At 66.9% G+C, this 19,952-nt stretch carries 22 protein-coding genes; 15 read left to right on the top strand and 7 right to left on the bottom strand.

The features are described 5' to 3' along the window. The first annotated feature begins 21 nt into the window (after window positions 1-21). The 3 genes from AC5Y5B_RS11395 (at window position 22) to AC5Y5B_RS11385 (ending at window position 3,830) form a co-directional block, all read left to right on the top strand. The gene (locus AC5Y5B_RS11395) at window positions 22-1,215 is read left to right on the top strand and encodes a thiolase family protein (RefSeq protein ID WP_112634654.1); all 1,194 of its coding nucleotides are present in this window, start codon (window positions 22-24) and stop codon (window positions 1,213-1,215) included. 22 nt (window positions 1,216-1,237) lie between these two features. Next, on the top strand, window positions 1,238-2,695 hold the full coding sequence (locus AC5Y5B_RS11390) for a FadR/GntR family transcriptional regulator (protein WP_112634653.1): 1,458 nt from the start codon (window positions 1,238-1,240) through the stop codon (window positions 2,693-2,695). A 142-nt stretch (window positions 2,696-2,837) separates the two neighbouring features. Further along, a complete protein-coding gene (locus AC5Y5B_RS11385) occupies window positions 2,838-3,830 on the top strand; it encodes a sensor histidine kinase (protein WP_112634652.1) in 993 nt (330 codons plus the stop codon). A gap of 64 nt (window positions 3,831-3,894) precedes the next feature. On the opposite strand, the gene AC5Y5B_RS11380 is transcribed toward AC5Y5B_RS11385, so the two are convergent. After that, window positions 3,895-4,116: a hypothetical protein gene (locus AC5Y5B_RS11380; RefSeq protein ID WP_133259282.1), complete on the bottom strand. Its 222-nt coding sequence runs from the start codon at window positions 4,114-4,116 to the stop codon at window positions 3,895-3,897. 353 nt (window positions 4,117-4,469) lie between these two features. Beyond that, entirely contained in the window at window positions 4,470-4,835 is a 366-nt protein-coding gene (locus tag AC5Y5B_RS11375) for a hypothetical protein (protein WP_240631836.1), read from the bottom strand. 131 nt (window positions 4,836-4,966) lie between these two features. Here AC5Y5B_RS11375 and AC5Y5B_RS11370 point away from each other — a divergent pair, with 131 nt between their 5' ends. Further along, window positions 4,967-5,473 carry a 2-isopropylmalate synthase gene (locus tag AC5Y5B_RS11370; protein ID WP_112634650.1) on the top strand — a complete coding sequence of 169 codons (507 nt, stop codon included), beginning with the start codon at window positions 4,967-4,969 and terminating at the stop codon, window positions 5,471-5,473. A 70-nt stretch (window positions 5,474-5,543) separates the two neighbouring features. Here the strand turns inward: AC5Y5B_RS11370 and AC5Y5B_RS11365 are convergent, their stop codons facing one another. Further along, on the bottom strand, window positions 5,544-7,022 hold the full coding sequence (locus AC5Y5B_RS11365; RefSeq protein ID WP_112634649.1) for a cytochrome P450: 1,479 nt from the start codon (window positions 7,020-7,022) through the stop codon (window positions 5,544-5,546). 114 nt (window positions 7,023-7,136) lie between these two features. Here AC5Y5B_RS11365 and AC5Y5B_RS11360 point away from each other — a divergent pair, with 114 nt between their 5' ends. Next, window positions 7,137-7,772, top strand: a complete 636-nt coding sequence (locus AC5Y5B_RS11360) for a TetR/AcrR family transcriptional regulator (RefSeq protein ID WP_112634648.1) — start codon at window positions 7,137-7,139, stop codon at window positions 7,770-7,772. A 29-nt stretch (window positions 7,773-7,801) separates the two neighbouring features. Then, window positions 7,802-8,731 carry an SDR family oxidoreductase gene (locus AC5Y5B_RS11355; protein ID WP_500005369.1) on the top strand — a complete coding sequence of 310 codons (930 nt, stop codon included), beginning with the start codon at window positions 7,802-7,804 and terminating at the stop codon, window positions 8,729-8,731. On the opposite strand, the gene AC5Y5B_RS11350 is transcribed toward AC5Y5B_RS11355, so the two are convergent. Together AC5Y5B_RS11350 and AC5Y5B_RS11345 are read right to left on the bottom strand one after the other, a co-directional pair. Beyond that, window positions 8,666-9,703, bottom strand: a complete 1,038-nt coding sequence (locus tag AC5Y5B_RS11350) for a DNA polymerase IV (RefSeq protein ID WP_500005368.1) — start codon at window positions 9,701-9,703, stop codon at window positions 8,666-8,668. The genes AC5Y5B_RS11355 and AC5Y5B_RS11350 overlap by 66 nt on opposite strands. After that, window positions 9,700-10,308: a TetR/AcrR family transcriptional regulator gene (locus tag AC5Y5B_RS11345; protein WP_500005367.1), complete on the bottom strand. Its 609-nt coding sequence runs from the start codon at window positions 10,306-10,308 to the stop codon at window positions 9,700-9,702. Before AC5Y5B_RS11345 ends, AC5Y5B_RS11350 begins: the two co-directional genes overlap by 4 nt. A 91-nt stretch (window positions 10,309-10,399) precedes the next feature. On the opposite strand from AC5Y5B_RS11345, the gene AC5Y5B_RS11340 reads away from it, so the two are divergent. From AC5Y5B_RS11340 to AC5Y5B_RS11315, 6 genes are all read left to right on the top strand, one after another. Further along, window positions 10,400-10,954 carry an NAD(P)H-dependent oxidoreductase gene (locus tag AC5Y5B_RS11340; protein ID WP_500005366.1) on the top strand — a complete coding sequence of 185 codons (555 nt, stop codon included), beginning with the start codon at window positions 10,400-10,402 and terminating at the stop codon, window positions 10,952-10,954. 505 nt (window positions 10,955-11,459) lie between these two features. Next, the gene (locus tag AC5Y5B_RS11335) at window positions 11,460-11,699 is read left to right on the top strand and encodes a redoxin NrdH (RefSeq protein ID WP_044484637.1); all 240 of its coding nucleotides are present in this window, start codon (window positions 11,460-11,462) and stop codon (window positions 11,697-11,699) included. 32 nt (window positions 11,700-11,731) lie between these two features. Further along, entirely contained in the window at window positions 11,732-12,241 is a 510-nt protein-coding gene (gene nrdI, locus AC5Y5B_RS11330) for a class Ib ribonucleoside-diphosphate reductase assembly flavoprotein NrdI (RefSeq protein ID WP_500005365.1), read from the top strand. Beyond that, window positions 12,211-14,376, top strand: coding sequence for a class 1b ribonucleoside-diphosphate reductase subunit alpha (gene nrdE, locus AC5Y5B_RS11325; protein WP_500005364.1), 2,166 nt, complete (start codon window positions 12,211-12,213; stop codon window positions 14,374-14,376). The genes nrdI and nrdE overlap by 31 nt, the downstream gene beginning before the upstream one ends. 61 nt (window positions 14,377-14,437) lie before the next feature. Beyond that, window positions 14,438-15,175, top strand: a complete 738-nt coding sequence (locus tag AC5Y5B_RS11320) for a TetR/AcrR family transcriptional regulator (RefSeq protein ID WP_500005363.1) — start codon at window positions 14,438-14,440, stop codon at window positions 15,173-15,175. Window positions 15,176-15,322: 147 nt separating this feature from the next. After that, a complete protein-coding gene (locus tag AC5Y5B_RS11315; protein WP_500005362.1) occupies window positions 15,323-16,864 on the top strand; it encodes a flavin-containing monooxygenase in 1,542 nt (513 codons plus the stop codon). Window positions 16,865-16,910: 46 nt separating this feature from the next. Here AC5Y5B_RS11315 and AC5Y5B_RS11310 read toward each other — a convergent pair whose 3' ends face one another. Both AC5Y5B_RS11310 and AC5Y5B_RS11305 read right to left on the bottom strand, forming a co-directional pair. Beyond that, a complete protein-coding gene (locus AC5Y5B_RS11310; RefSeq protein ID WP_500005361.1) occupies window positions 16,911-17,465 on the bottom strand; it encodes a TetR/AcrR family transcriptional regulator in 555 nt (184 codons plus the stop codon). Beyond that, entirely contained in the window at window positions 17,449-17,895 is a 447-nt protein-coding gene (locus AC5Y5B_RS11305; RefSeq protein WP_500005360.1) for an SRPBCC family protein, read from the bottom strand. The genes AC5Y5B_RS11310 and AC5Y5B_RS11305 overlap by 17 nt, the downstream gene beginning before the upstream one ends. A 180-nt stretch (window positions 17,896-18,075) precedes the next feature. On the opposite strand from AC5Y5B_RS11305, the gene nrdF reads away from it, so the two are divergent. The 3 genes from nrdF (at window position 18,076) to AC5Y5B_RS11290 (ending at window position 19,940) form a co-directional block, all read left to right on the top strand. Beyond that, window positions 18,076-19,050, top strand: a complete 975-nt coding sequence (gene nrdF / locus AC5Y5B_RS11300) for a class 1b ribonucleoside-diphosphate reductase subunit beta (protein WP_205869195.1) — start codon at window positions 18,076-18,078, stop codon at window positions 19,048-19,050. A gap of 71 nt (window positions 19,051-19,121) precedes the next feature. Beyond that, on the top strand, window positions 19,122-19,412 hold the full coding sequence (locus AC5Y5B_RS11295; RefSeq protein WP_112634639.1) for a hypothetical protein: 291 nt from the start codon (window positions 19,122-19,124) through the stop codon (window positions 19,410-19,412). Between the two features lie 102 nt (window positions 19,413-19,514). Then, entirely contained in the window at window positions 19,515-19,940 is a 426-nt protein-coding gene (locus tag AC5Y5B_RS11290; protein WP_500005359.1) for a DUF3349 domain-containing protein, read from the top strand. Window positions 19,941-19,952 lie beyond the last annotated feature (12 nt).

Genomic DNA, 19,952 nt, shown 5'->3' with positions numbered 1-19,952 from the left:
GTGGTCTGACGGGCGGTGTGCATGACGCATTTCGAGAAAGACGCGATCCTGTCCGGCATCGGGATCTCCCGGATCGGCCGCCGCACCGGCATTGCGGGCCTGGAGTTGACCATGGAGGCGGTGCGCGCCGCCATCGAGGACGCCGGACTGGCCGCGACCGACATCGACGGCATCGCCACCCTGGGCGACACGCCCGCGGCGGACGTCAACGCCGCGCTGCGCATCGAGGCCGCCGACTGCGGGGCCGGCTTCGGCACCGGCGGGCTGCTCTCGCCGGTGATGTCGGCATGCCGTGCCGTCGCCGAACGCCGTGCGCGCCACGTCGTGGTATACCGGACGATACAAATGCTCGGCGGCACGGTGCCGGTCAAGCAGGACCAGAACGCCGCGCCCCCGCCGCTGGCGCGGATGTTCGAGACACCCGAGGGCGAGCCGAAACCGGCCGTCGGCGCGATGGACGACGTCAACGATCTGGTTGCGGCGCATGCCTATTCGGCCGCCAACTGGCTGGCGCTCAACTGCCGCCGTCACATGGAGCTGTACGGGACCACCAAAGAACAGCTGGGCTGGATAGCGCTCAACGGCAGGCGCAACGCCGCGTTGAATTCCCTTGCGGTGTACCGAGATCCGATGACAATGGCCGACTACCTGGGTGCGCGGCTGGTATCCACCCCGCTCGGGCTGCTGGACTGTGACGTTCCGATCGACGGCTCGATCGCGGTGGTAGTGTCGCACGCGCAGTACGCCGCCGACTGTCCGCACCGCGCCGTGAGGGTGGAGGCGATCGGCGGGTCCGACGGCGCCGGTGGCTGGTTTCACCGGGCGGACTACCCGAAGATGGCGATGTCGGATGCCGCGGCGCAGATGTGGTCGCGAACCGCGTTGAAGCCGGCCGACCTGCACGTCGCCGAGCTCTACGACGGGTTCACCTATCTCACGCTGGCCTGGCTGGAGGCGCTCGGGATCTGCGGCGACGGCGAGGCCGGCCCGTTCGTCGAGGGCGGGGCGCGGATCGCCCGTGACGGGCAGCTGCCGCTGAACACCTACGGCGGCCAACTGTCGGCCGGCCGTATGCATGGCTACTGGGCGCTGCACGAAGGGTGTCTGCAGTTGCGTGGCGACGCGGGGGAGCGGCAGGTATCGCGACGCCCCGAGGTCGGCGTGGTCTCCGTCGGTGGCGGGCCCGTCGCCGGGTGCATGCTGCTGACCTGTTGAGCGCGAGCGTGATCGAGCCCCGATGACCGAGGAACCCACGAGCGGGCAGGCGAACAAACTCGCTTCGATGGTGGCCCGCGACATCGAGGCCGAGATCGTCCGCCGGGGCTGGGCGGTCGGCGAATCGCTGGGGTCCGAACACGCCCTGCAACAGCGCTTCGGGGTGAGCCGGTCGGTGCTGCGCGAGGCCGTGCGGTTGGTCGAACACCATCAGGTCGCGCGGATGCGCCGCGGCCGGGGCGGCGGCCTGTACATCTGTGAGCCCGACGCCGGGCCCGCCACCCGCGCCGTCGTCATCTATCTCGAATACCTCGGCACGACGCTGGGCGACTTGCTCAACGCGCGCTTGGTGCTCGAGCCGCTGGCGGCCTCGCTGGCCGCCGAGCGCATCGACGAGGCCGGGATCGCGCGGCTGCGGGCGGTGTTGCATGCCGAGGAGCAGTGGAGGCCCGGCTTGCCGGCCCCGCGCGACGAGTTCCACATCGCGCTGGCCGAGCAATCCAAAAACCCGGTGCTGCAACTGTTCATCGACGTCCTGATGCGGCTCACCACCCGCTACGCCCTGGCGTCGCGAACGGATTCGGCAGCCGAGGCCATCGAGGCGGTCGACCACCTGCACGCCCACCACTCCGCGATCGTCGCCGCCGTCACGGCCGGCGATTCGGCGCGCGCCAAGACGCTGTCCGAGCGACACGTCGAGGCGGTGACCGGCTGGCTGCAGCGGCATCACGCCGGTGACGGCAGCCGGGGGCGTCGAACGCGCCGGCGGCTCGACTCCGAGGCGCCTCAGGGCAAACTGGCCGAGCTGCTCGCGGCCACCATCGGCGACGACATCGCCGCCAGCGGCTGGCAGGTGGGTGCGGTCTTCGGCACCGAGACGGCGCTGCTGGAGCGTTACCGGGTCAGCCGCGCGGTGCTGCGCGAAGCGGTGCGGCTGCTGGAGTACCACTCGATAGCCCACATGCGCCGCGGCCCCGGCGGCGGACTCGTCATCGCCGAGCCCGCGGCACAGGCCAGCATCGACACCATCGCCCTGTACCTGCAATACCGCGACCCAAGCCGCGAGGATCTGCGCTGCGTCCGCGACGCCATCGAGATCGACAACGTCACCAAGGTCGTCAAGCGCCTCGGCGAGTCCGACGTGGCGGCGTTTCTGGCCTCCCGTCGGCACGGGCTGCCGGAAAACTCCCGACAGACGGCGGACGACGTGCGGCGGGCGATCGCGGAGGAGTTCGACTTCCACGTCGGTCTCGCGCAACTCTCCGGCAACGCGCTGCTGGATCTGTTCCTGCGGATCATCGTCGAGTTGTTCCGCCGGCACTGGTCTAGCACCGGCCAGGCCATGCCGACCTGGTCAGACGTGCTCGCCGTGCGCCACGCTCACCTGCGGATCGTCGAGGCGCTCGAGGCCGCCGACGAGAGCGTCGCGTGCTATCGGCTCCGCCGTCATCTCGACGCCGCCGCCTCCTGGTGGCTGTAGGCGCGGCGGTCGCGGCCGTCGCGGCGGCACCGCCAATTGCCGCGTAGCCAAATGTGATCTGTTGCGCGGTATAGCGAAGGCCCGTCTTGGGTACTGACACGGGGGAAAGGCGACGAGCCGATCCATCAGGGGGTTGGCGCAAGTGATCGAAAGCGAGAGCGTTGAAGTGACGGCGGGTAACGAAACCAGACGATACGGTTTCGTCCACACCGCAGTGATTTATCACTCTCAGCAGGAGTTTGTGGATCTGGTAGGCCGGTTCGTCGGCGACGGTTTGGCGCTCGACGAGGCGGTGCTGCTCGCGGTGCCGCCCGAGATGATGGCGCTGCTGCACGACGCGCTGTACGGCGGGGGCGAGTTGCCCCCCGACGTGCGCATGGTCGACATCACCGAGGTGGCGCGCAACCCGAGCCGGTTCATGGCGATGGAGGGTGCGTTCGTCGACGAGTACCCGGAGCAGCGGGTGCGCATCGTCAGCCAGATCGCGTGGCCCGGCCGCACCGACAAGGAGTTCGTCGCCTGCACCGAGCACGAGGCTTTGGTCAACGAGGCGATGGACGCCTACCCGGCGACCAGCCTGTGCTTGTACGACGCGAGCCGGCTCGACACCGACGTCCTGGCGGACGCCCGGGCGACCCATCCGCTGCTGTGGGAATCCGGTGCGCTGCAGCGCAGCCCGGCGTATGCCCCCCGCGACGTTCTGGAACGCTGCAACCGGCCGCTGGCCGCCAGTCCCGGGGCCGTCACCTACATGGTCCGCAAGTCGGCGGACCTCAGGCCGGCCCGGTCCTTCGCCGTCGACTACGCGGGCTGGATGGGGTTGTCCCAGGAGTGCCTCGAAGATCTGCAACTGGTCGCCACCGAGTTGGCCACGAACAGCCTGATGTACACGGGGGGCGCCTGCCGGTTGGCCTTCTGGAAAGACGACGGGCACCTGGTCTGCGAGGCGCGCGACTCCGGACGATTCGACGATCCGCTGGTGGGCCGCCTGGACCCCGGCCCGGACGGTCCCGCGAGCCGCGGCCTGTACCTGGTCAACGCCATCTCCGATTTGGTGCGCACCCACACCGCCCGAACCGGGACGACGATCCAGGCATACCTGCGGTTCGAGCCCGCCGCAGGACCGGCCGGCTAGGTCGGTCGAGCTGAAACAGCGACCCGCCGCGACGTCAGGTCCCGGCGGGTCGCTTGTCTTTGGGTCAGAGGCCGCCGAGCGCCCCGGTGATGCCGCCCACCACGCCGCCGATCGTGCCTCCGACGGTGCCGCCGACCGTCCCGCCGGTGGTGCCGCCCAGCGTGCCGCCGGTGGTGGCACCGGTCGTCCCCGTCACCAGGCATCCGGTCGGTGCGAACAACACCACGACAAATCCCGCGGCGGCCGCGGCGACTTTAAGGGCCTTCTTGGTCCCCGTTGAATTCATCATCACATCCTTTCGTGGAGGGGCATAGCCCGGCGGTAAAGCGGCCAACTCATCGGATGTTATAACGGCTATTCGACACACGTAAAGAGGTGATGAACATTTAATTTCTTGCTGGTCCGCGCTTCCTCGTTCGCGTCAAACACGCGCTCTGGCAACATCATTGGCAAGGTTCGGCTGGCCCGGAAAAGGGCGCGCCAAAGCCGCGGCGCGCGACGAATCATCGGGCGAAAAGCGGCATCGATAAAGCATTCATCGACGCGCGGAATTACGATTACCAACCCGGTCGAACGGGGTCAGTGAGGAAATAGCGCCCCGCCGAGAACAAAGGTCCCGGCGGGACGCTTGCTATCGGACTAGAGGCCGAGGCTGCCCAAGACGCCACCAATGGTGCCGACGCCGCCACCGCTGCCGCCGATGAGGCCCGAGCCTCCGGCGCCCCCGGTGAGCGTCGTCGCGCAGCCCGGCACTGCTAACACCGCGGTCACCCCGAGAGCCGCGACGGCAGCTTTGAGGGTTTTCTTGGTGCTCTTCGCCTTCATGATCGTGCCTTCCATGTGAGGGGTAGTTGAACAGCCGTCTAATTGACTGCTGATCGGCGACATACCCCCTGTTAAACACGCGTAAACCAAACTTTTAGGATTATTTTCAATATTTTTTTGTACGGTTCGTTTGTTGTCGGGCGGGAGTTGCAGCTGCGGCGCGCGCAGGTCTAATGTCAACGCTCGTGCGTCTTTTCGAGCGTTTCGTAGTAGCCAGCACCCGCAGCGGGGTCTGATCCAGACCGACCCCCCGCTGTGGGTCGGAAGCTACTGCCGTCGGTCGCTCCAGCTGACCAGAGAAGACCGGCACGATGACTTTTCCCGAGCGCAATCAGCTCCACCATTTCCATCCCGCCACCGCGTGGTTCGGCGAACGCTTCGGCCTGGCGTTGCCCCGCGGTCTGCGCGAAGAGGCCGACGTCATGTCCTGGGAGGGCTTCGTCGCGACCTACGGACCCACGGCCGGTCCGCTGCGGCTGGGCCACTGGGAGTGCACCGACGCGGGCCGCGCCGCGACCCGACTGGGACCGCAGGCCCGCGACTTCCGGGCGGTGATCGCCATGGGCGATCGCATCTGCACCGCCAGCGCGGCCGCCGGCGGGCCGATCGCGGCGTTGACCGCGATGCTGCATGCGCGCGGGATCACGGTCGAGATCGTCGAGTTTCATCAGATGCGATCGGCCACCGGCATCGCCACCTTCATCCGGGGCAGCGACGGGGCGCGCGCCGAGTGGGCGATGGGCTGGTCCGACGATGCGACGCAGTCGGGCCTGCGCGCGGTGATCGCCTGCGCCAACCGGCTTTTCACCGTCGAGTGACGCGGCCGCTCCCGGCGGTCAACTCGGTCCCCACCCCGACGGCGGCGACCAAGGCCGCCGCGTGGACGCTCTACAGTGGGCGCAGCACAATCGGCATGCCGTCCATCGGGATCGGCATGCCGCCATAGTCCCAGTGCGGCTGGTAGCCCGGCCGGGCCAGCTCCACGCGGTAGCGGCGCAGCAGCCGGTGCACGACGGTCTTGACCTCCAGCTGGCCGAACACCATGCCGATGCACTTGTGCGCGCCACCGCCGAACGGGGCGAACGCATACCGGTGATTCTTGTGCTCCGAGCGCGGTTCGGCAAACCGTTCCGGGTCGAATTTGTCTGGCTCCGTCCACAATTCGGACAGCCGGTGGTTCATGCCTGGCCAGATGGTGATGTTGGTCCCCGCCGGGATGTAGTGGCCCAGCAGCTCGGTGTCGCGCACCGCCATCCGCATGTTGAACGGCAGCGGCGTCACCATGCGCAGCGACTCGTTCATGATGAGTTCGAGCGTCTCCAGCTTCTCCAGCGACTCGATGTCCAGCGGCCCGTCGCCGAGGCGGGCCGACTCCTCGCGCGCCCGCTCCTGCCACTCGGGGTTGGCCGCCATGTTGTAGACCATCGTGGTGGTCGTCGAGGTGGACGTGTCGTGGGCGGCCATCATCAAGAAGATCATGTGGTTGACGATGTCGGAGTCGGTGAAGCTGTTGCCGTCGTCGTCCTCGGTGTGACACAGCACGGTCAGCATGTCGTTGCCGGTGGCGTTGCGGCGGTCCCTGACCCGCTCGGCGAAGTAGTCCTCGAGCAACTTGCGGGCCTTCAGTCCGCGCCACCACTTGAACGGGGGGATCGGCTGGCGGATGATCGCACCGCCGGCCCGCGTCGTCGTCGTGAACGCCTGATTGACCTTCGTAACCAAGTCGTGGTCGGACCCGGGCTCGTGTCCCATGAACACCAGCGACGCGATGTCCAGGGTGAGTTCCTTCATCGCCGGGTGGAACAGGAAACGCGCGTCGTTGGTCGGCCAGTTGGCGACGATGTCGGTCGCCACCCGGTCGATGTGCTCGACATATCCGGTCAGCCGGCTGCGGGTGAAGGCCTCCTGCATGATCCGGCGGTGGTACATGTGCTCGTCGAAGTCGAGCATCATCAGGCCCCGGTTGAAGAACGGCCCGATCACCGGGTGCCAGCCCTTCTGCGAAAAGTCCTTGTTTCGGTTGGAGAAGACGGCCTGGGTGGCGTCGGGTCCCAGCGCGGTGACCGCCGGCATGATCGGCGAATCCAGATAAATCAGTGGGCCGTGGTTGCGGTAGAGGTGCAGCGCATAGTCCGGGCCGCCGCGGAACAGCTCGATGATGTGGCCGAGAATCGGCAGCCCGGCGTCGCCCAGCACGGGCTTGAGGTCGCTGCCCGGCGGCGGGTCCGCCAGGACCTTGGTCTGCCACTCGTGGGCCAGCAGGCGCTTCTCGATCGCTCCCATCCCCGGGATCGTCTGCAGGGTCGGGGTGAACCGGCGCCGCGCCTGATCCAGCAGGTACTGCGGGGTGCTGATGGTGGCGGTCATTAAACGCTCCTTTGCGTGCCCTCCCGGTGACGGCCGTCACTGATTCATACCTTCGCTGAAAAACTTGACGGCTGTCAAGTTTGCTTTTTGGTCGGCGTGGTGCAAGGTCAGGGAATGACCAGCGAAGCCGCCACTCCCGAGCCGGGTGCACGGCGGCGCGGCGACAAGCAACGCCAGGCGATCGTGCAGGCGGTGCGTGAATTGCTGCAGGAAAAGCCTTTTGCCGAGCTGTCGGTGAGCACCATCAGCCTGCGGGCCGGGGTGGCGCGGTCCGGCTTCTACTTCTATTTCGACTCCAAGTACGCGGTGCTGGCGCAGCTGATGGCCGAGGCCGCCGAGGAGCTGGAGGAACTCACCGAGTACTTCGCCCCCCGCCAGGCCGGCGAGTCGCCCGAGGAGTTCGCCAAGCGGATGGTCGGCAGCGCCGCGGCGGTCTACGCGCACAACGACCCGGTCGTGACCGCCTGCAACGAGGCCCGCAACACCGACGTTGAGATCCGCGATCTGCTGGATCAGCAGTTCGAGGTGGTGCTGGGTCAGATCGTCGGGATCGTCGAGGCCGAGATGAAGGCCGGGACGGCCACGCCGATCAGTGACGACCTGCCGACGCTGATCCGCACCCTGGCCGGCACCACCGCGCTGGTGCTGACCGGCGACCCGATCCTGACCGGCCGCGACAGCGATCGGGACCGACGGGTGCGCGTGCTCGAGCGGCTGTGGTTGCACGCGCTGTGGGCGGGCCGTCCCTAGGGCGCGGTACCGCCGGTATCGTCACGGCCATGGCGCAGAGAGGATCCGGGCGGTCTTTCGCGGGGAAGCGGTGCCTCGTCACCGGTGCGGCCAGCGGCATCGGGCGTGCCACGGCATTACGGCTGGCCGCCGACGGCGCCGAACTCTATCTGACCGACCGCGACCGCGACGGCCTGGAACAGACCGTGGCCGACGCGCGCGCGCTGGGCGCGCAGGTCCCCGAGCACCGGGCCCTGGACATCGCCGACTACGACCAGGTTGCGGCGTTCGCCGCCGACGTCCACGCCGCGCATCCGAGCATGGACGTCGTGCTGAACATCGCCGGCGTCTCGGCGTGGGGCACCGTCGACCGGCTTACCCACGAGCAGTGGGCCAAGATGATCGCCATCAACCTGATGGGTCCGATCCACGTCATCGAGACGTTCGTCCCGCCGATGGTGGCGGCCAAGCGCGGCGGGCATCTGGTCAACGTGTCCTCGGCGGCCGGGCTGGTGGCCCTGCCGTGGCATGCGGCCTACAGCGCCAGCAAGTTCGGGTTGCGCGGCCTGTCGGAAGTGCTGCGCTTCGACCTGGCCCGCCACCGGATAGGCGTGTCGGTCGTGGTGCCGGGCGCGGTGAACACCCCGCTGGTGAACACCGTGGAGATCGCGGGCGTGGACCGCGAAGACCCCAATGTCGCGCGGTGGGTGCGGCGGTTCGCCGGCCACGCCGTGTCGCCGGAGAAGGCGGCCGACAAGATTTTGGCCGGGGTGGCCAAGAACCGATACCTGATCTACACCTCGGCCGACATCCGCGCGTTGTACGCGTTCAAAAGGGTTGCGTGGTGGCCCTATAGCGTGGCGATGCGCCAGGTGAACGTGATCTTCACCCGGGCGCTGCGGCCCGGTCCGCCGCTAGCCCGGCATGACCAGCTCGAGACGCACCCCCAGCAATCGGACCGGCCGGTCGAGCTCGAATAGGTCGAGGACCCGAAGGGCCGCGGCCACGATGACATCGCGGTCGGTGCTGGGCGCGTCGAGCTTGCGGATCTTGGTGCGCGTGTAGAAGGTCGCGGTGCGTACGGTGACCGCGACCCGGGTCACGACCCGGCCCGCCGCCACCACGTCCGTCAGCGCCCGCTCGGCTAAATCGGTTACGGCCGTGTCCATTTCGGAGCGATCGGTGAGATCTCGCGGGAACGTGACGACGTGGCTGCGCGAGCGCGGCACCCATGGCTCGGCGCTGACTCCGCTGTCGCCACCGCCCTTGGCCAACAGCAGCAGCCACAGCCCGGTGCGCGGGCCGAACGTCGCCGTCAGCAGCTCGGCGTCGCAATGGGCCAGTTGCCAGACCGTCGTAATATCAAGTTCGGCAAGCTTTTTCGCTGTCTTGGGGCCCACGCCCCAGAGTGCGTCGACGGGGCGCTCGGCCATCACCGGCATCCAGTTGGCATCGGTCAGCGCAAAAATGCCGCCCGGTTTGGCGAATCCGGTGGCGACCTTGGCGCGCTGCTTGTTGTCGCTGATGCCGACCGAGCAGGACAGCCCGGTTTCCGAGGAGATGACGCGGCGGATCTGCTCGGCGACCTCGCCGGGGTCCTGGGCCGTCACCGCGACGTAGGCCTCGTCCCAGCCCCACACTTCGACCGGATGGCCCAGGTCGCGCAGCGCCCCCATCACCTCATCGGATGCCGCGTCGTAGGCGGCCGGATCCGAGGGCAGGAAGGTGGCCTCGGGGCAGCGGCGGGCGGCGGCGCGCAGCGGCATGCCCGCCCGCACACCGAACTCCCGGGCCTCGTAGGAGGCGCAGGTGACGACCTTGCGTGGTTCGTTCGGGTCGCCGCTGCCGCCGACAATGACTGGCAGCCCGGCCAATTCGGGATGGCGGCGCAACTCGACCGAGGCCAGGAATTGATCGAGGTCGACGTGCAGGACCCAATTCGTGGCGTTCACCGCCCGCACAGCTTGCGCGCCACGCTTTCCCACGCGTCACCCAACGTCTGCAGGGTGTGGCCGCGTTCGTTGAGCTGGTGCTCGACATAGTTCACGTGGAGGAGGGCCAGCAGGGCATCGGTCTGAGCGTCGAGGTCGCCGGAGGTGTGCGCCGCCTGCAGTAACACCCGGATATGGGTGTGGTGCACGAGGACGGGCGCGCTGTAGCGGGTCTGCGGATCGCGGTGGGCCTCCGACAGCAGTTCGTGGTGGGTGTGGGCGAAACAGATGCGTTCCCGGCCGAAGGCCACCAGCCGGTCGATCGGCGGGGCGTCGGGCCCCAGCGGAGGGGGGCCGAACAGGAAGGCCTGCTGGCTGGCTTGCTCGTCCTCGTCGAGCAGCACCATCATCAGGCCGGCCCGGCTGCCGAAGCGGCGGAACAGCGTGCCCTTGCCGACCCCGGCGGCCGCGGCGATGTCGTCGGTGGTGACGGCGTCGGCGCCGCGCTCGGCGACCAGGTTTCGGGCGGCCTGGAGGAGCAGCGCGCGGTTGCGTGCCGCATCGCCCCGTTCCTGGGGAATCACCTCGGGCGCGAACACGTGCAACTCACCGGAACGCTCGCTCACTCCTGCACTTTAACGCCGCCGGAATAAAACGGACTATAGTCCGGTTACGGCGTGCAAGGATGGGACAACGACCGAAGGGAACGTGCGAATAGTGGCAATCAAAATCTTGGCGTTAGTGGGAAGCCTGCGGGGCGCGTCGATCAACCGCCAGATCGCCGAGTTGGCGGCGGCGGTCGCCGCCGACGACGTGGCCGTCACGATCTTCGAAGGGCTCGGTGAGCTGCCGTTCTATAACGAGGAGATCGACGACGCGATGAACGCCGGCGCGCCGCGGCTGGCGCCGGTGGCCGCGGTGCGCGCCGCGGCGGCCGACGCCGACGCCGCCCTGGTGGTCACCCCGGAGTACAACGGCAGCTACCCGGCCGTCATCAAGAACGCGATCGACTGGCTGTCCCGCCCGTTCGGCGACGGCGCGCTGAAGGGCAAACCACTGGCGGTCATCGGCGGGTCCTTCGGCCGGTACGGCGGGGTATGGGCGCACGACGACACCCGCAAGTCCTTCGGCATCGCCGGCGCGCGGGTGGTCGAGGCGATCAAACTGTCGGTGCCGTTCACGACGTTGGAGGGCAAGGCCCCCGCCGAGGACGCCGAGCTGTCCGCCAACGTGCGCGACGTGGTGGGCAAGCTGGCCGCCGAGGTCGGCTGATTGGCAGAAGTCAACAAGCCGGCCGCCGGGCGACCAGCGCGGTTGGCACCCCCGGATAGCAGAAGCCGCCAGCTGCGCCTGGCGGCTTTGCTAGCTGTGCGCCGTCCCGTCGCCGTCGGCGGTGCTGTCGGTGGTCGCTGCTATACCAATCCCTAGCGGCGCCTCCGCCCCGGCGTGTGATCTGCGACACGCCGAGCGGGTGTCCAGATTTTTTCGCGACAGGGCTCACGACCAGGGAATTTCAAAATTGTTATTCAGAACATCTTGTATCTCGACATCTTGTCAGCCACTAGGTGTAGTGTTTCGAGCACCGGCAGATCCCAGGACCGCCAAGCCAGCCAGGCTCGGCGAACCCCCCGAAATCGGCACCCACAGGTCGTTCGACCTCGGCCGCCGCGCGACGGGAATCAGGGGGCCTGACGGATCGCTGAACCTAGCAAAGACGCAGTCCAAAAGTAGTTGCCAGTCCGTTGGGTCCCCCTCTTCCGCAAAGGAGCGGCATTCTATGAGCATCACCGTGTACACCAAGCCGGCATGTGTGCAGTGCAGCGCCACCTACAAGGCGCTGGACAAGCAGGGTCTCGCCTACGAGAAGGTCGACATCTCGCTGGACGCCGAGGCGCGTGACTACGTGATGGCCCTGGGATACCTGCAGGCTCCCGTGGTGGTGGCGGGCAACGACCACTGGTCCGGTTTCCGGCCCGACCGCATCAAGGCGCTGTCCGCGGCGGAACTCAGCGCGTAAGGCAAGACGTCAGGTAAGGAGGTTGCGGTGCCATGGATAGCACGCAGCGCAACCAAGGTTGGACGAGTGGCGACCCGCTTCGCGCGGCGGCGCCGCGCTTGCGATCGCCACTGGTCTATTTCTCCTCGGTGTCGGAGAACACCCACCGCTTCGTGGAGAAGCTGGGGATCCCCGCCACGCGGATACCCCTGCATGGCCGCATCGAGGTGGACCAGCCCTACGTCCTCGTTCTGCCCACCTACGGCGGTGGGCATGCGACTCCCGACCTGAACGCCGGTGGTTACGTCCCCAAGCAGGTCATCGCCTTCTTGAACAACAAGCACAACCGGTCGTTGATCCGCGGCGTCATCGCCGCGGGCAACAACAACTTCGGCGCCGAATTCGCCTACGCGGGCAACGTGATCTCGCGTAAGTGCGGCGTCCCCTATCTCTACCGCTTCGAACTCATGGGAACCCAGGACGACGTGGACGCCGTCCGTGCGGGCTTAGCCAATTTCTGGAAGGAACAGACGTGCCACCAACCGTCGCTGCAGAGCCTGTAACCACCGGAGCCCACGCGTTGCCGGGGGAGACGGATTACCACGCGCTCAACGCGATGCTGAATCTCTACGACGCGGACGGCAAGATTCAGTTCGACAAGGACCGCGAGGCCGCGCACCAGTACTTCCTGCAGCACGTCAACCAGAACACGGTGTTCTTCCACAATCAGGACGAGAAGCTCGACTACCTGATCAAGGAGAACTATTACGAGCGCGAGGTTCTCGATCAGTACAGCCGCAACTTCGTCAAGACGCTGCTGGACCGCGCGTACGCCAAGAAGTTCCGGTTCCCGACGTTCCTCGGCGCGTTCAAGTACTACACCTCCTACACGCTGAAGACCTTCGACGGGAAGCGTTACCTGGAGCGCTTCGAGGACCGCGTCGTCATGGTCGCGCTGACGCTGGCCGCCGGCGACACCGTCCTGGCCGAAAAGCTGGTCGACGAGATCATCGACGGGCGATTCCAGCCGGCCACGCCGACGTTTTTGAACTCGGGCAAGAAGCAGCGCGGCGAACCGGTGAGCTGCTTTCTGCTGCGCATCGAGGACAACATGGAGTCGATCGGGCGATCGATCAACTCCGCGCTGCAGCTGTCCAAGCGCGGCGGGGGAGTTGCCTTGCTGCTGAGCAACATTCGCGAGCACGGTGCGCCGATCAAGAACATCGAGAACCAGTCCTCGGGCGTCATCCCGATCATGAAGCTGCTCGAGGACTCCTTCTCCTACGCCAACCAGCTCGGCGCGCGACAGGGCGCCGGCGCGGTGTACCTGCACGCGCATCACCCGGACATCTACCGCTTCCTGGACACCAAGCGCGAGAACGCCGACGAGAAGATCCGCATCAAGACGCTGAGCCTGGGCGTGGTGATTCCCGACATCACCTTCGAGCTGGCCAAGAAGAACGAGGACATGTACCTGTTCTCGCCGTACGACGTCGAGCGGGTCTACGGTCTTCCGTTCGCCGACATCTCGGTCACCGAAAAGTATTACGAGATGGTCGACGACGCCCGCATCCGCAAGACCAAGATCAAGGCGCGCGAGTTCTTCCAGACGCTGGCCGAGCTGCAGTTCGAATCCGGCTACCCCTACATCATGTTCGAGGACACGGTGAACCGGGCCAACCCGATCGACGGAAAGATCACCCACTCGAATCTGTGCTCGGAGATCCTGCAGGTCTCCACGCCGTCGGTGTTCAACGACGACTTGTCCTACGCCAAGGTGGGCAAGGACATTTCGTGCAACCTGGGGTCGCTGAACATCGCGAAGACGATGGACTCGCCCGACTTCGCCCAGACCATCGAGGTCGCGATCCGCGCGTTGACGGCCGTGAGCGATCAGACCCACATCACCTCGGTGCCCTCAATCGAGCAAGGCAACAACGAGTCCCACGCGATCGGACTCGGCCAGATGAACCTGCACGGCTACCTGGCCCGCGAGCGCATCCACTATGGCTCCGAAGAAGGCGTCGACTTCACCAACATCTACTTCTACACCGTGCTCTACCACGCGCTGCGCGCGTCGAACCGCATTGCGATCGAGCGGGGCAGCAAGTTCGGCGGCTTCGAGAAGTCGAAGTACGCCTCGGGTGAGTTCTTCGACAAGTACACCGAGCGGGTGTGGGAGCCGGTCACCCCGCGGGTGCGGGAGATCTTCGCCGAGGCGGGCATTCGCATTCCGACGCAGGAGGATTGGCAGCGGCTCAAGGAGTCGGTGCAGCAGCACGGCATCTACAACCAGAACCTGCAGGCCGTCCCCCCGACCGGATCGATCAGCTACATCAACCACTCGACCAGCTCGATCCACCCGGTGGCGAGCAAGATCGAGATCCGCAAGGAAGGCAAGATCGGCCGCGTCTATTACCCGGCGCCGTATCTGACCAACGACAACCTGGAGTACTACCAGGACGCGTACGAGATCGGCTACGAGAAGATCATCGACACCTACGCCGCGGCCACCCAGCACGTGGACCAGGGGCTGTCGCTGACGCTGTTCTTCAAGGACACCGCCACCACCCGCGACGTCAACAAGGCGCAGATCTACGCCTGGCGCAAGGGAATCAAGACGCTGTACTACATCCGCCTGCGCCAGATGGCCTTGGAGGGAACAGAGGTCGAGGGCTGCGTGTCCTGCATGCTGTAAAACCTCGCCCGATCGGGCAGTCTGCCCAGGTCAGAAGCCGCGACGGGGTAAGGTGCTTGACGTGGTGAGAATTCCTCGACCTCCTATGCCCCACCCGGCTGTCAAGCCTGGGGCCAAGGTCGATGCGCGCAGTGAGCGCTGGCGCGAACACCGCAAAAAGGTGCGCAGCGAAATCGTCGACGCGGCGTTCCGCGCCATCGACCGCCTGGGGCCCGAACTGTCCGTGCGTGAAATCGCCGAGGAGGCCGGCACCGCGAAGCCGAAGATCTACCGGCACTTCCACGACAAGTCCGACCTGTTCCAGGCGATCGGGGAGCGGCTGCGCGACATGCTGTGGGCGGCGATCTTCCCGTCCATCAACCTGAAAACCGACTCGGCCCGCGAGGTGATCCGGCGCAGCGTCGAGGAGTACGTGGTCCTGGTCGACAAGCATCCCAACGTGTTGCGGGTGTTCATCCAGGGCCGGTCGGCGGCCGCCCCCCAGATCCTCGACGAGGGACGCGGCATCACGCTGGCCGTGGCCGACATGTTCGACAACGAGCTGCGCGAGATGGAGCTCGACCACGCGGCGGTCGAACTGGCCGGGCACGCGGCGTTCGGCTGCGCCGCGTCGGCCACGGAGTGGTGGCTGGGGCCCGAGCCGGAGAGCCCGCGGCTGATGTCGCGCGAGCAGTTCGTCGCGCACTTGACCACCATCATGATGGGGGTCATCGTCGGCACCGCCGAGGCGCTGGGCATCACGATGGATCCCGACCTGCCGATCCACGACATGGTGACCGTCAAGCCGGCTGCGGGCTGAGCGCAATTCTGCGTTGACAACCGCGGCGGCCATCGATAACACTCGTCCAAACCGATACCCTGGGTACTGGGTATCTGCGTCAGCCGGGGGCCGCCGCCGACGCCGGCTAACGCCCACCCGCGACATGGATAGAAGGACCGATCGACCGTGACCGACGTCGTGACACAGACCGAGACGACTCCGGCGGCCACCGCCCACAAGCCCGTGCACACGCGCGCCGTCATCATCGGGACCGGGTTCTCCGGCCTGGGGATGGCGATCGCGCTGCAAAAGCAGGGGGTCGGCTTCGTCATCCTGGAAAAGGCCGGCGACATCGGCGGCACCTGGCGCGACAACAGCTACCCCGGATGCGCCTGCGACATCCCGTCGCACCTGTATTCGTTCTCGTTCGAACCCAAGCCGGACTGGAAGAACCCGTTCTCCTTCCAGCCCGAGATCTGGGACTACCTCAAGGGCGTCACCGAGAAGTACGGGCTGCGCCGCTATATCGAGTTCGACTCGCTGGTGGACCGTGCCCACTGGGACGACGACGAGAACCGCTGGCATGTTTTCACTGCCGACGGCCGCGAATACGTCGCCCAGTTCCTGATCTCGGGTGCGGGCGCGCTGCACATCCCGTCCATGCCCGACATCGAGGGCCGCGACGAATTCGTGAATGCTGGTGGCGCCGCTTTCCATTCCGCGCAGTGGGACCACAGCGTCGACCTGACCGGCAAGCGGGTGGCGGTGATCGGCACCGGTGCGAGCGCGATCCAGATCGTGCCGGAGATCGTCGGGCAGGTCGCCGAACTCGCGCTCTACCAACGCACTCCGCCGTGGGTGGTGCCGCGCTCCAACCCCGAGATCCCGCCGGCGGTGCGCCGGGCCATGGCGAACGTGCCCGGTCTGCGCGCGCTGGTCCGCCTGGCGATCTACTGGGGGCAGGAGGCGCTGGCTTTCGGCATGACCAAGCGGCCGAACCTGCTCAAGTTCATCGAGGCCTACTGCAAATACAACATTCGCCGAGCGGTCAAGGACAAGGAGTTGCGACGCAAGCTGATCCCGAACTACCGCATCGGCTGCAAGCGAATCCTGAACTCCTCCACCTATTACGGCGCGGTCGCCGACCCGAAGACCGAACTGGTCACCGACCACATCGCGCGGATCACCGCCGACGGCATCGTCACCGCCGACGGCACCCATCGGCCCGCCGACGTGATCGTGTACGCCACCGGCTTTCACGTCACCGACTCCTACACCTACGTCCAGATCAAGGGGTTGCACGGCGAGGACCTGGTGGACCGGTGGAACCGCGAGGGCATCGGAGCGCACCGGGGCATCACCGTTGCCGACGTGCCCAACCTGTTCTTCCTGCTGGGACCCAACACCGGGCTGGGGCACAACTCCGTGGTGTTCATGATCGAATCCCAAATCCGTTACGTCGCAGACGCGATCGCCACCTGTGACAAGCTGGGCGCACAGGCGCTGGCGCCGACGCGGGCCGCCCAGGACAAGTTCAACGACGAGCTGCAGCGCAGGCTGGGCCCCTCGGTGTGGAACAGCGGTGGTTGCAGCAGCTGGTATCTGGACGAGCACGGCAAGAACACCGTGCTCTGGGGCGGCTACACCTGGGAATACTGGCGGGCGACCCGTTCGGTCAACCCGGACGAATACCAGTTCTTCGGCGTGAACATGGCGGCCGCGGTCTAAGAGCCGACCGAAGTTGTTGCAGCGCCAATGAATCCGTGTCCCCGCGTCATTTCGGTGTTGCCAAAAGCCGGATGAAAGCATGCGCGGCCGCGTCCACGCCGGCCTCGTCGTCGGTCGCAACGAGATCGAGCAGCAGGCCGCGTGTGACGGCCAGCCCGAGGCGCGCCAGCGCGGGGTCGACCGGACCCTCGGCTGCATTATTCAGGGCGTCGACTTCGGCTAGCCAGTCCGTGACGGCCCCGGGAATCATTCGGGCGAAAGGCTTTTCGCCGGCAGCGGCGCGGGCGTAGCACTCGAAGAACAACCGCTCGGCTTCGCGCAGTTCGGGTCGACGGAGGTCGGCCCACATCGCCGCGAAGCCCTCGGCCGGGTCGGTCGGCAGTGCGGGCAGCACGCCCATCTGGCGGCGCTCGACCGCCTCCACGATCGCCAGGAGCAGATCTTCACGAGATCGGAAGTGGTGCAACAGCATTCGGTGGCTGGTGCCGACCGCGGCGGCCACCTCGCGCAGGGATCGGTCGCCGATGCCGCCGGTGGCGAACTCGGCGACGAGCGCATCGAGGAGCTGTTGGCGCCGCTCGGTGTCAGGAGTGCGCGCCATCGGCGCGGCTGAGCTGCTCGGCGCGGGCCTTGAGGCCCCGGGCCTCCAGGTCGAGGAAGCGCTTGGTCTTCTTGGCCATCAGCCGCCCGACGAGGGCCCCCAGCGCACCGCTCTGGTCCAGTTGCTGGCGCACCAGCGTGCGGCCGCCGGGCCGCGCGATGACCTCATGCAGGGCGGTCACCCGCGCCCCGGCAGAGCGCTGCACCCAGGTCCAGGACCGGCCGGGGTCGAGCTCGGTGACCTGCCAGACCAGCTTCGGCATGCCGGGCTGCTTGATCGCGAAGCGTCGGCCGACCGCGAGGGCCGCGGCATCCAGCCCGGCCAGGGAGGTGACAGAGGCCGTCCAGTCCGGCCAGTGCTCGACGTCGGTGAAGACGTCCCACACGAGGCGGGGCGGTGCGTCGATCTCGACGCTGTCTTCCGTAATCATGTACCAAATGGTACATCTTTGCGGCGCGATACTGGAGAGCGGAATCGAATCGGAGGGCGTGGGGGCGCGCCTGCGACACGCAAACACAAGTTGTTGTGTTGCCGTCGCTTGTCGCACCCCAGGGGTAGTGTCTGGAGCCTGAGATTCATCCAGCAAAACGGCGTGTGAAGTGGGGTTCTGGTGTCCGACAACATGAAGCTGATCGACCGCGTTTCGGCGATCAACTGGAACCGGCTGCAAGACGACAAGGACGCCGAGGTCTGGGACCGGCTGACCGGCAACTTCTGGTTGCCGGAGAAGGTGCCGGTGTCCAACGATCTGCCGTCGTGGGGCACCCTGACCGCCCACGAAAAGCAGATGACCATGCGGGTGTTCACCGGCCTGACGCTGCTGGACACGATCCAGGGCACGGTCGGGGCGGTCAGCCTGATCCCCGACGCGCTGACCCCGCACGAGGAAGCGGTGTACACCAACATCGCCTTCATGGAGTCGGTGCACGCCCGCAGCTACAGCAACATCTTCTCGACGCTGTGCTCGACCGCTGAGATCGATGACGCCTTCCGCTGGTCGGAGGAGAACCCCAACCTGCAGCGCAAGGCCGAGATCGTCATGCAGTACTACAAGGGCGACGAGCCGCTCAAGCGCAAGGTCGCCTCCACGCTGCTGGAGAGCTTCCTGTTCTACTCCGGCTTCTACCTGCCGATGTACTGGTCGAGCCGGGCCAAGCTGACCAACACCGCCGACATGATCCGGCTGATCATCCGCGACGAGGCCGTGCACGGCTACTACATCGGCTACAAGTTCCAGCGCGGCCTGGCCCTGGTGGACGACGCGCGCAAGCAGGAGCTCAAGGACTACACCTACGAGTTGCTCTTCGAGCTCTACGACAACGAGGTGGAGTACACCCAGGACCTCTACGACGAGGTCGGTCTGACCGAGGACGTCAAGAAGTTCCTGCGCTACAACGCCAATAAGGCGCTGATGAACCTCGGCTACGAGGCGCTGTTCCCGCGCGACGAGACCGACGTCAACCCGGCCATCCTGTCGGCGCTGTCACCCAACGCCGACGAGAACCACGACTTCTTCTCCGGCTCGGGGTCGAGCTACGTCATCGGCAAGGCAGTTGTCACCGAGGACGAGGACTGGGACTTCTAGCACCTCGGTGAATCGGCCACCTCGGGTCATGACCTGGGGTTACGATCCGCGCATCGGTTTACACATGTGAGGTGGCCATGCGCGATGTTCGGCGTTTTCTGACGGGAATCGTTGCAGCCCTGGCGATGCTGATCACAGCCGGCAGCGTCGCCGGCCCACCAACTGCGTCCGCCGACCCGGTCTGCGGCGTGCCGGGGACGCCGCCATGCGCGGGGCCCAGCCCGCTGTCGCCCGACCAGCAGTGCGCGCTCATCGCGTGGCGGTCGATGATGCCGTGTAACTGGCTCGGAGTGCAGGTGCCCGCCGGCACCCCGGGCAGTTGGGACAACCCCCCGGCACCACCACCACCGCCACCGTCGTGACCGTGGCACTCGTTCTGAGCACTTCGTGAACGACGCGTGAATTGTCGGCATGGCGCGACCGCCCGCTGGCGCGGGTGATACGGCTGCCCTGACACTGGTGGGGTGACGAATACCGCCGCCTCTGCCACCACCAACTTCTGCCGTTCGGTACTTCGCTGGCTGCGCGCCGGCTACCCCGAGGGCGTCCCCGGGCCGGACCGGGTGCCGCTGCTGGCGCTGCTGCGCAGCACCCCGCTGACCGAGGAGCAGATCGCCGAGGTGGTGCGCAACATCACCGCGGACGGATCCCCGGCGATCGCCGACGGCGTGATCGACCGCGACGAGATCGCCCATTTCATCTCCGACATGACGCACTACGACGCCGGGCCCGAGAACGTCATCAGGGTGGCCGCGACCCTTGCCGCCGTCGGGTGGCCGCTGGCCGGCATCGACGTCAGCGAGGTGATTCCCGGTGACGAGTGGGGCGAGGCTGCCGAAATGGCCGCCCGCAGCGCGGCTTCCGACCGCGCTCCAGGAGCGCCGCTGTAAAGCGTTGGCGCT

Source organism: Mycobacterium sp. NGS33, from assembly GCF_059812885.1.
The sequence above is the reverse complement of the archived record's forward strand: the minus strand, read 5'-3'. Positions and strand labels throughout refer to the sequence as shown.

Bases quoted from the DNA above. Each gene is read 5' to 3' on its own strand.
- AC5Y5B_RS11395 (WP_112634654.1), top strand. From the start codon at position 22: ATGACGCATTTCGAGAAAGACGCGATCCTGTCCGGCATCGGGATCTCC.
- AC5Y5B_RS11390 (WP_112634653.1), top strand. From the start codon at position 1,238: ATGACCGAGGAACCCACGAGCGGGCAGGCGAACAAACTCGCTTCGATG.
- AC5Y5B_RS11380 (WP_133259282.1), bottom strand. From the start codon at position 4,116: ATGAATTCAACGGGGACCAAGAAGGCCCTTAAAGTCGCCGCGGCCGCC.
- AC5Y5B_RS11370 (WP_112634650.1), top strand. From the start codon at position 4,967: ATGACTTTTCCCGAGCGCAATCAGCTCCACCATTTCCATCCCGCCACC.
- AC5Y5B_RS11365 (WP_112634649.1), bottom strand. From the start codon at position 7,022: ATGACCGCCACCATCAGCACCCCGCAGTACCTGCTGGATCAGGCGCGG.
- AC5Y5B_RS11360 (WP_112634648.1), top strand. From the start codon at position 7,137: ATGACCAGCGAAGCCGCCACTCCCGAGCCGGGTGCACGGCGGCGCGGC.
- AC5Y5B_RS11355 (WP_500005369.1), top strand. From the start codon at position 7,802: ATGGCGCAGAGAGGATCCGGGCGGTCTTTCGCGGGGAAGCGGTGCCTC.
- AC5Y5B_RS11335 (WP_044484637.1), top strand. From the start codon at position 11,460: ATGAGCATCACCGTGTACACCAAGCCGGCATGTGTGCAGTGCAGCGCC.
- nrdI (WP_500005365.1), top strand. From the start codon at position 11,732: ATGGATAGCACGCAGCGCAACCAAGGTTGGACGAGTGGCGACCCGCTT.
- AC5Y5B_RS11310 (WP_500005361.1), bottom strand. From the start codon at position 17,465: ATGGCGCGCACTCCTGACACCGAGCGGCGCCAACAGCTCCTCGATGCG.
- AC5Y5B_RS11305 (WP_500005360.1), bottom strand. From the start codon at position 17,895: ATGATTACGGAAGACAGCGTCGAGATCGACGCACCGCCCCGCCTCGTG.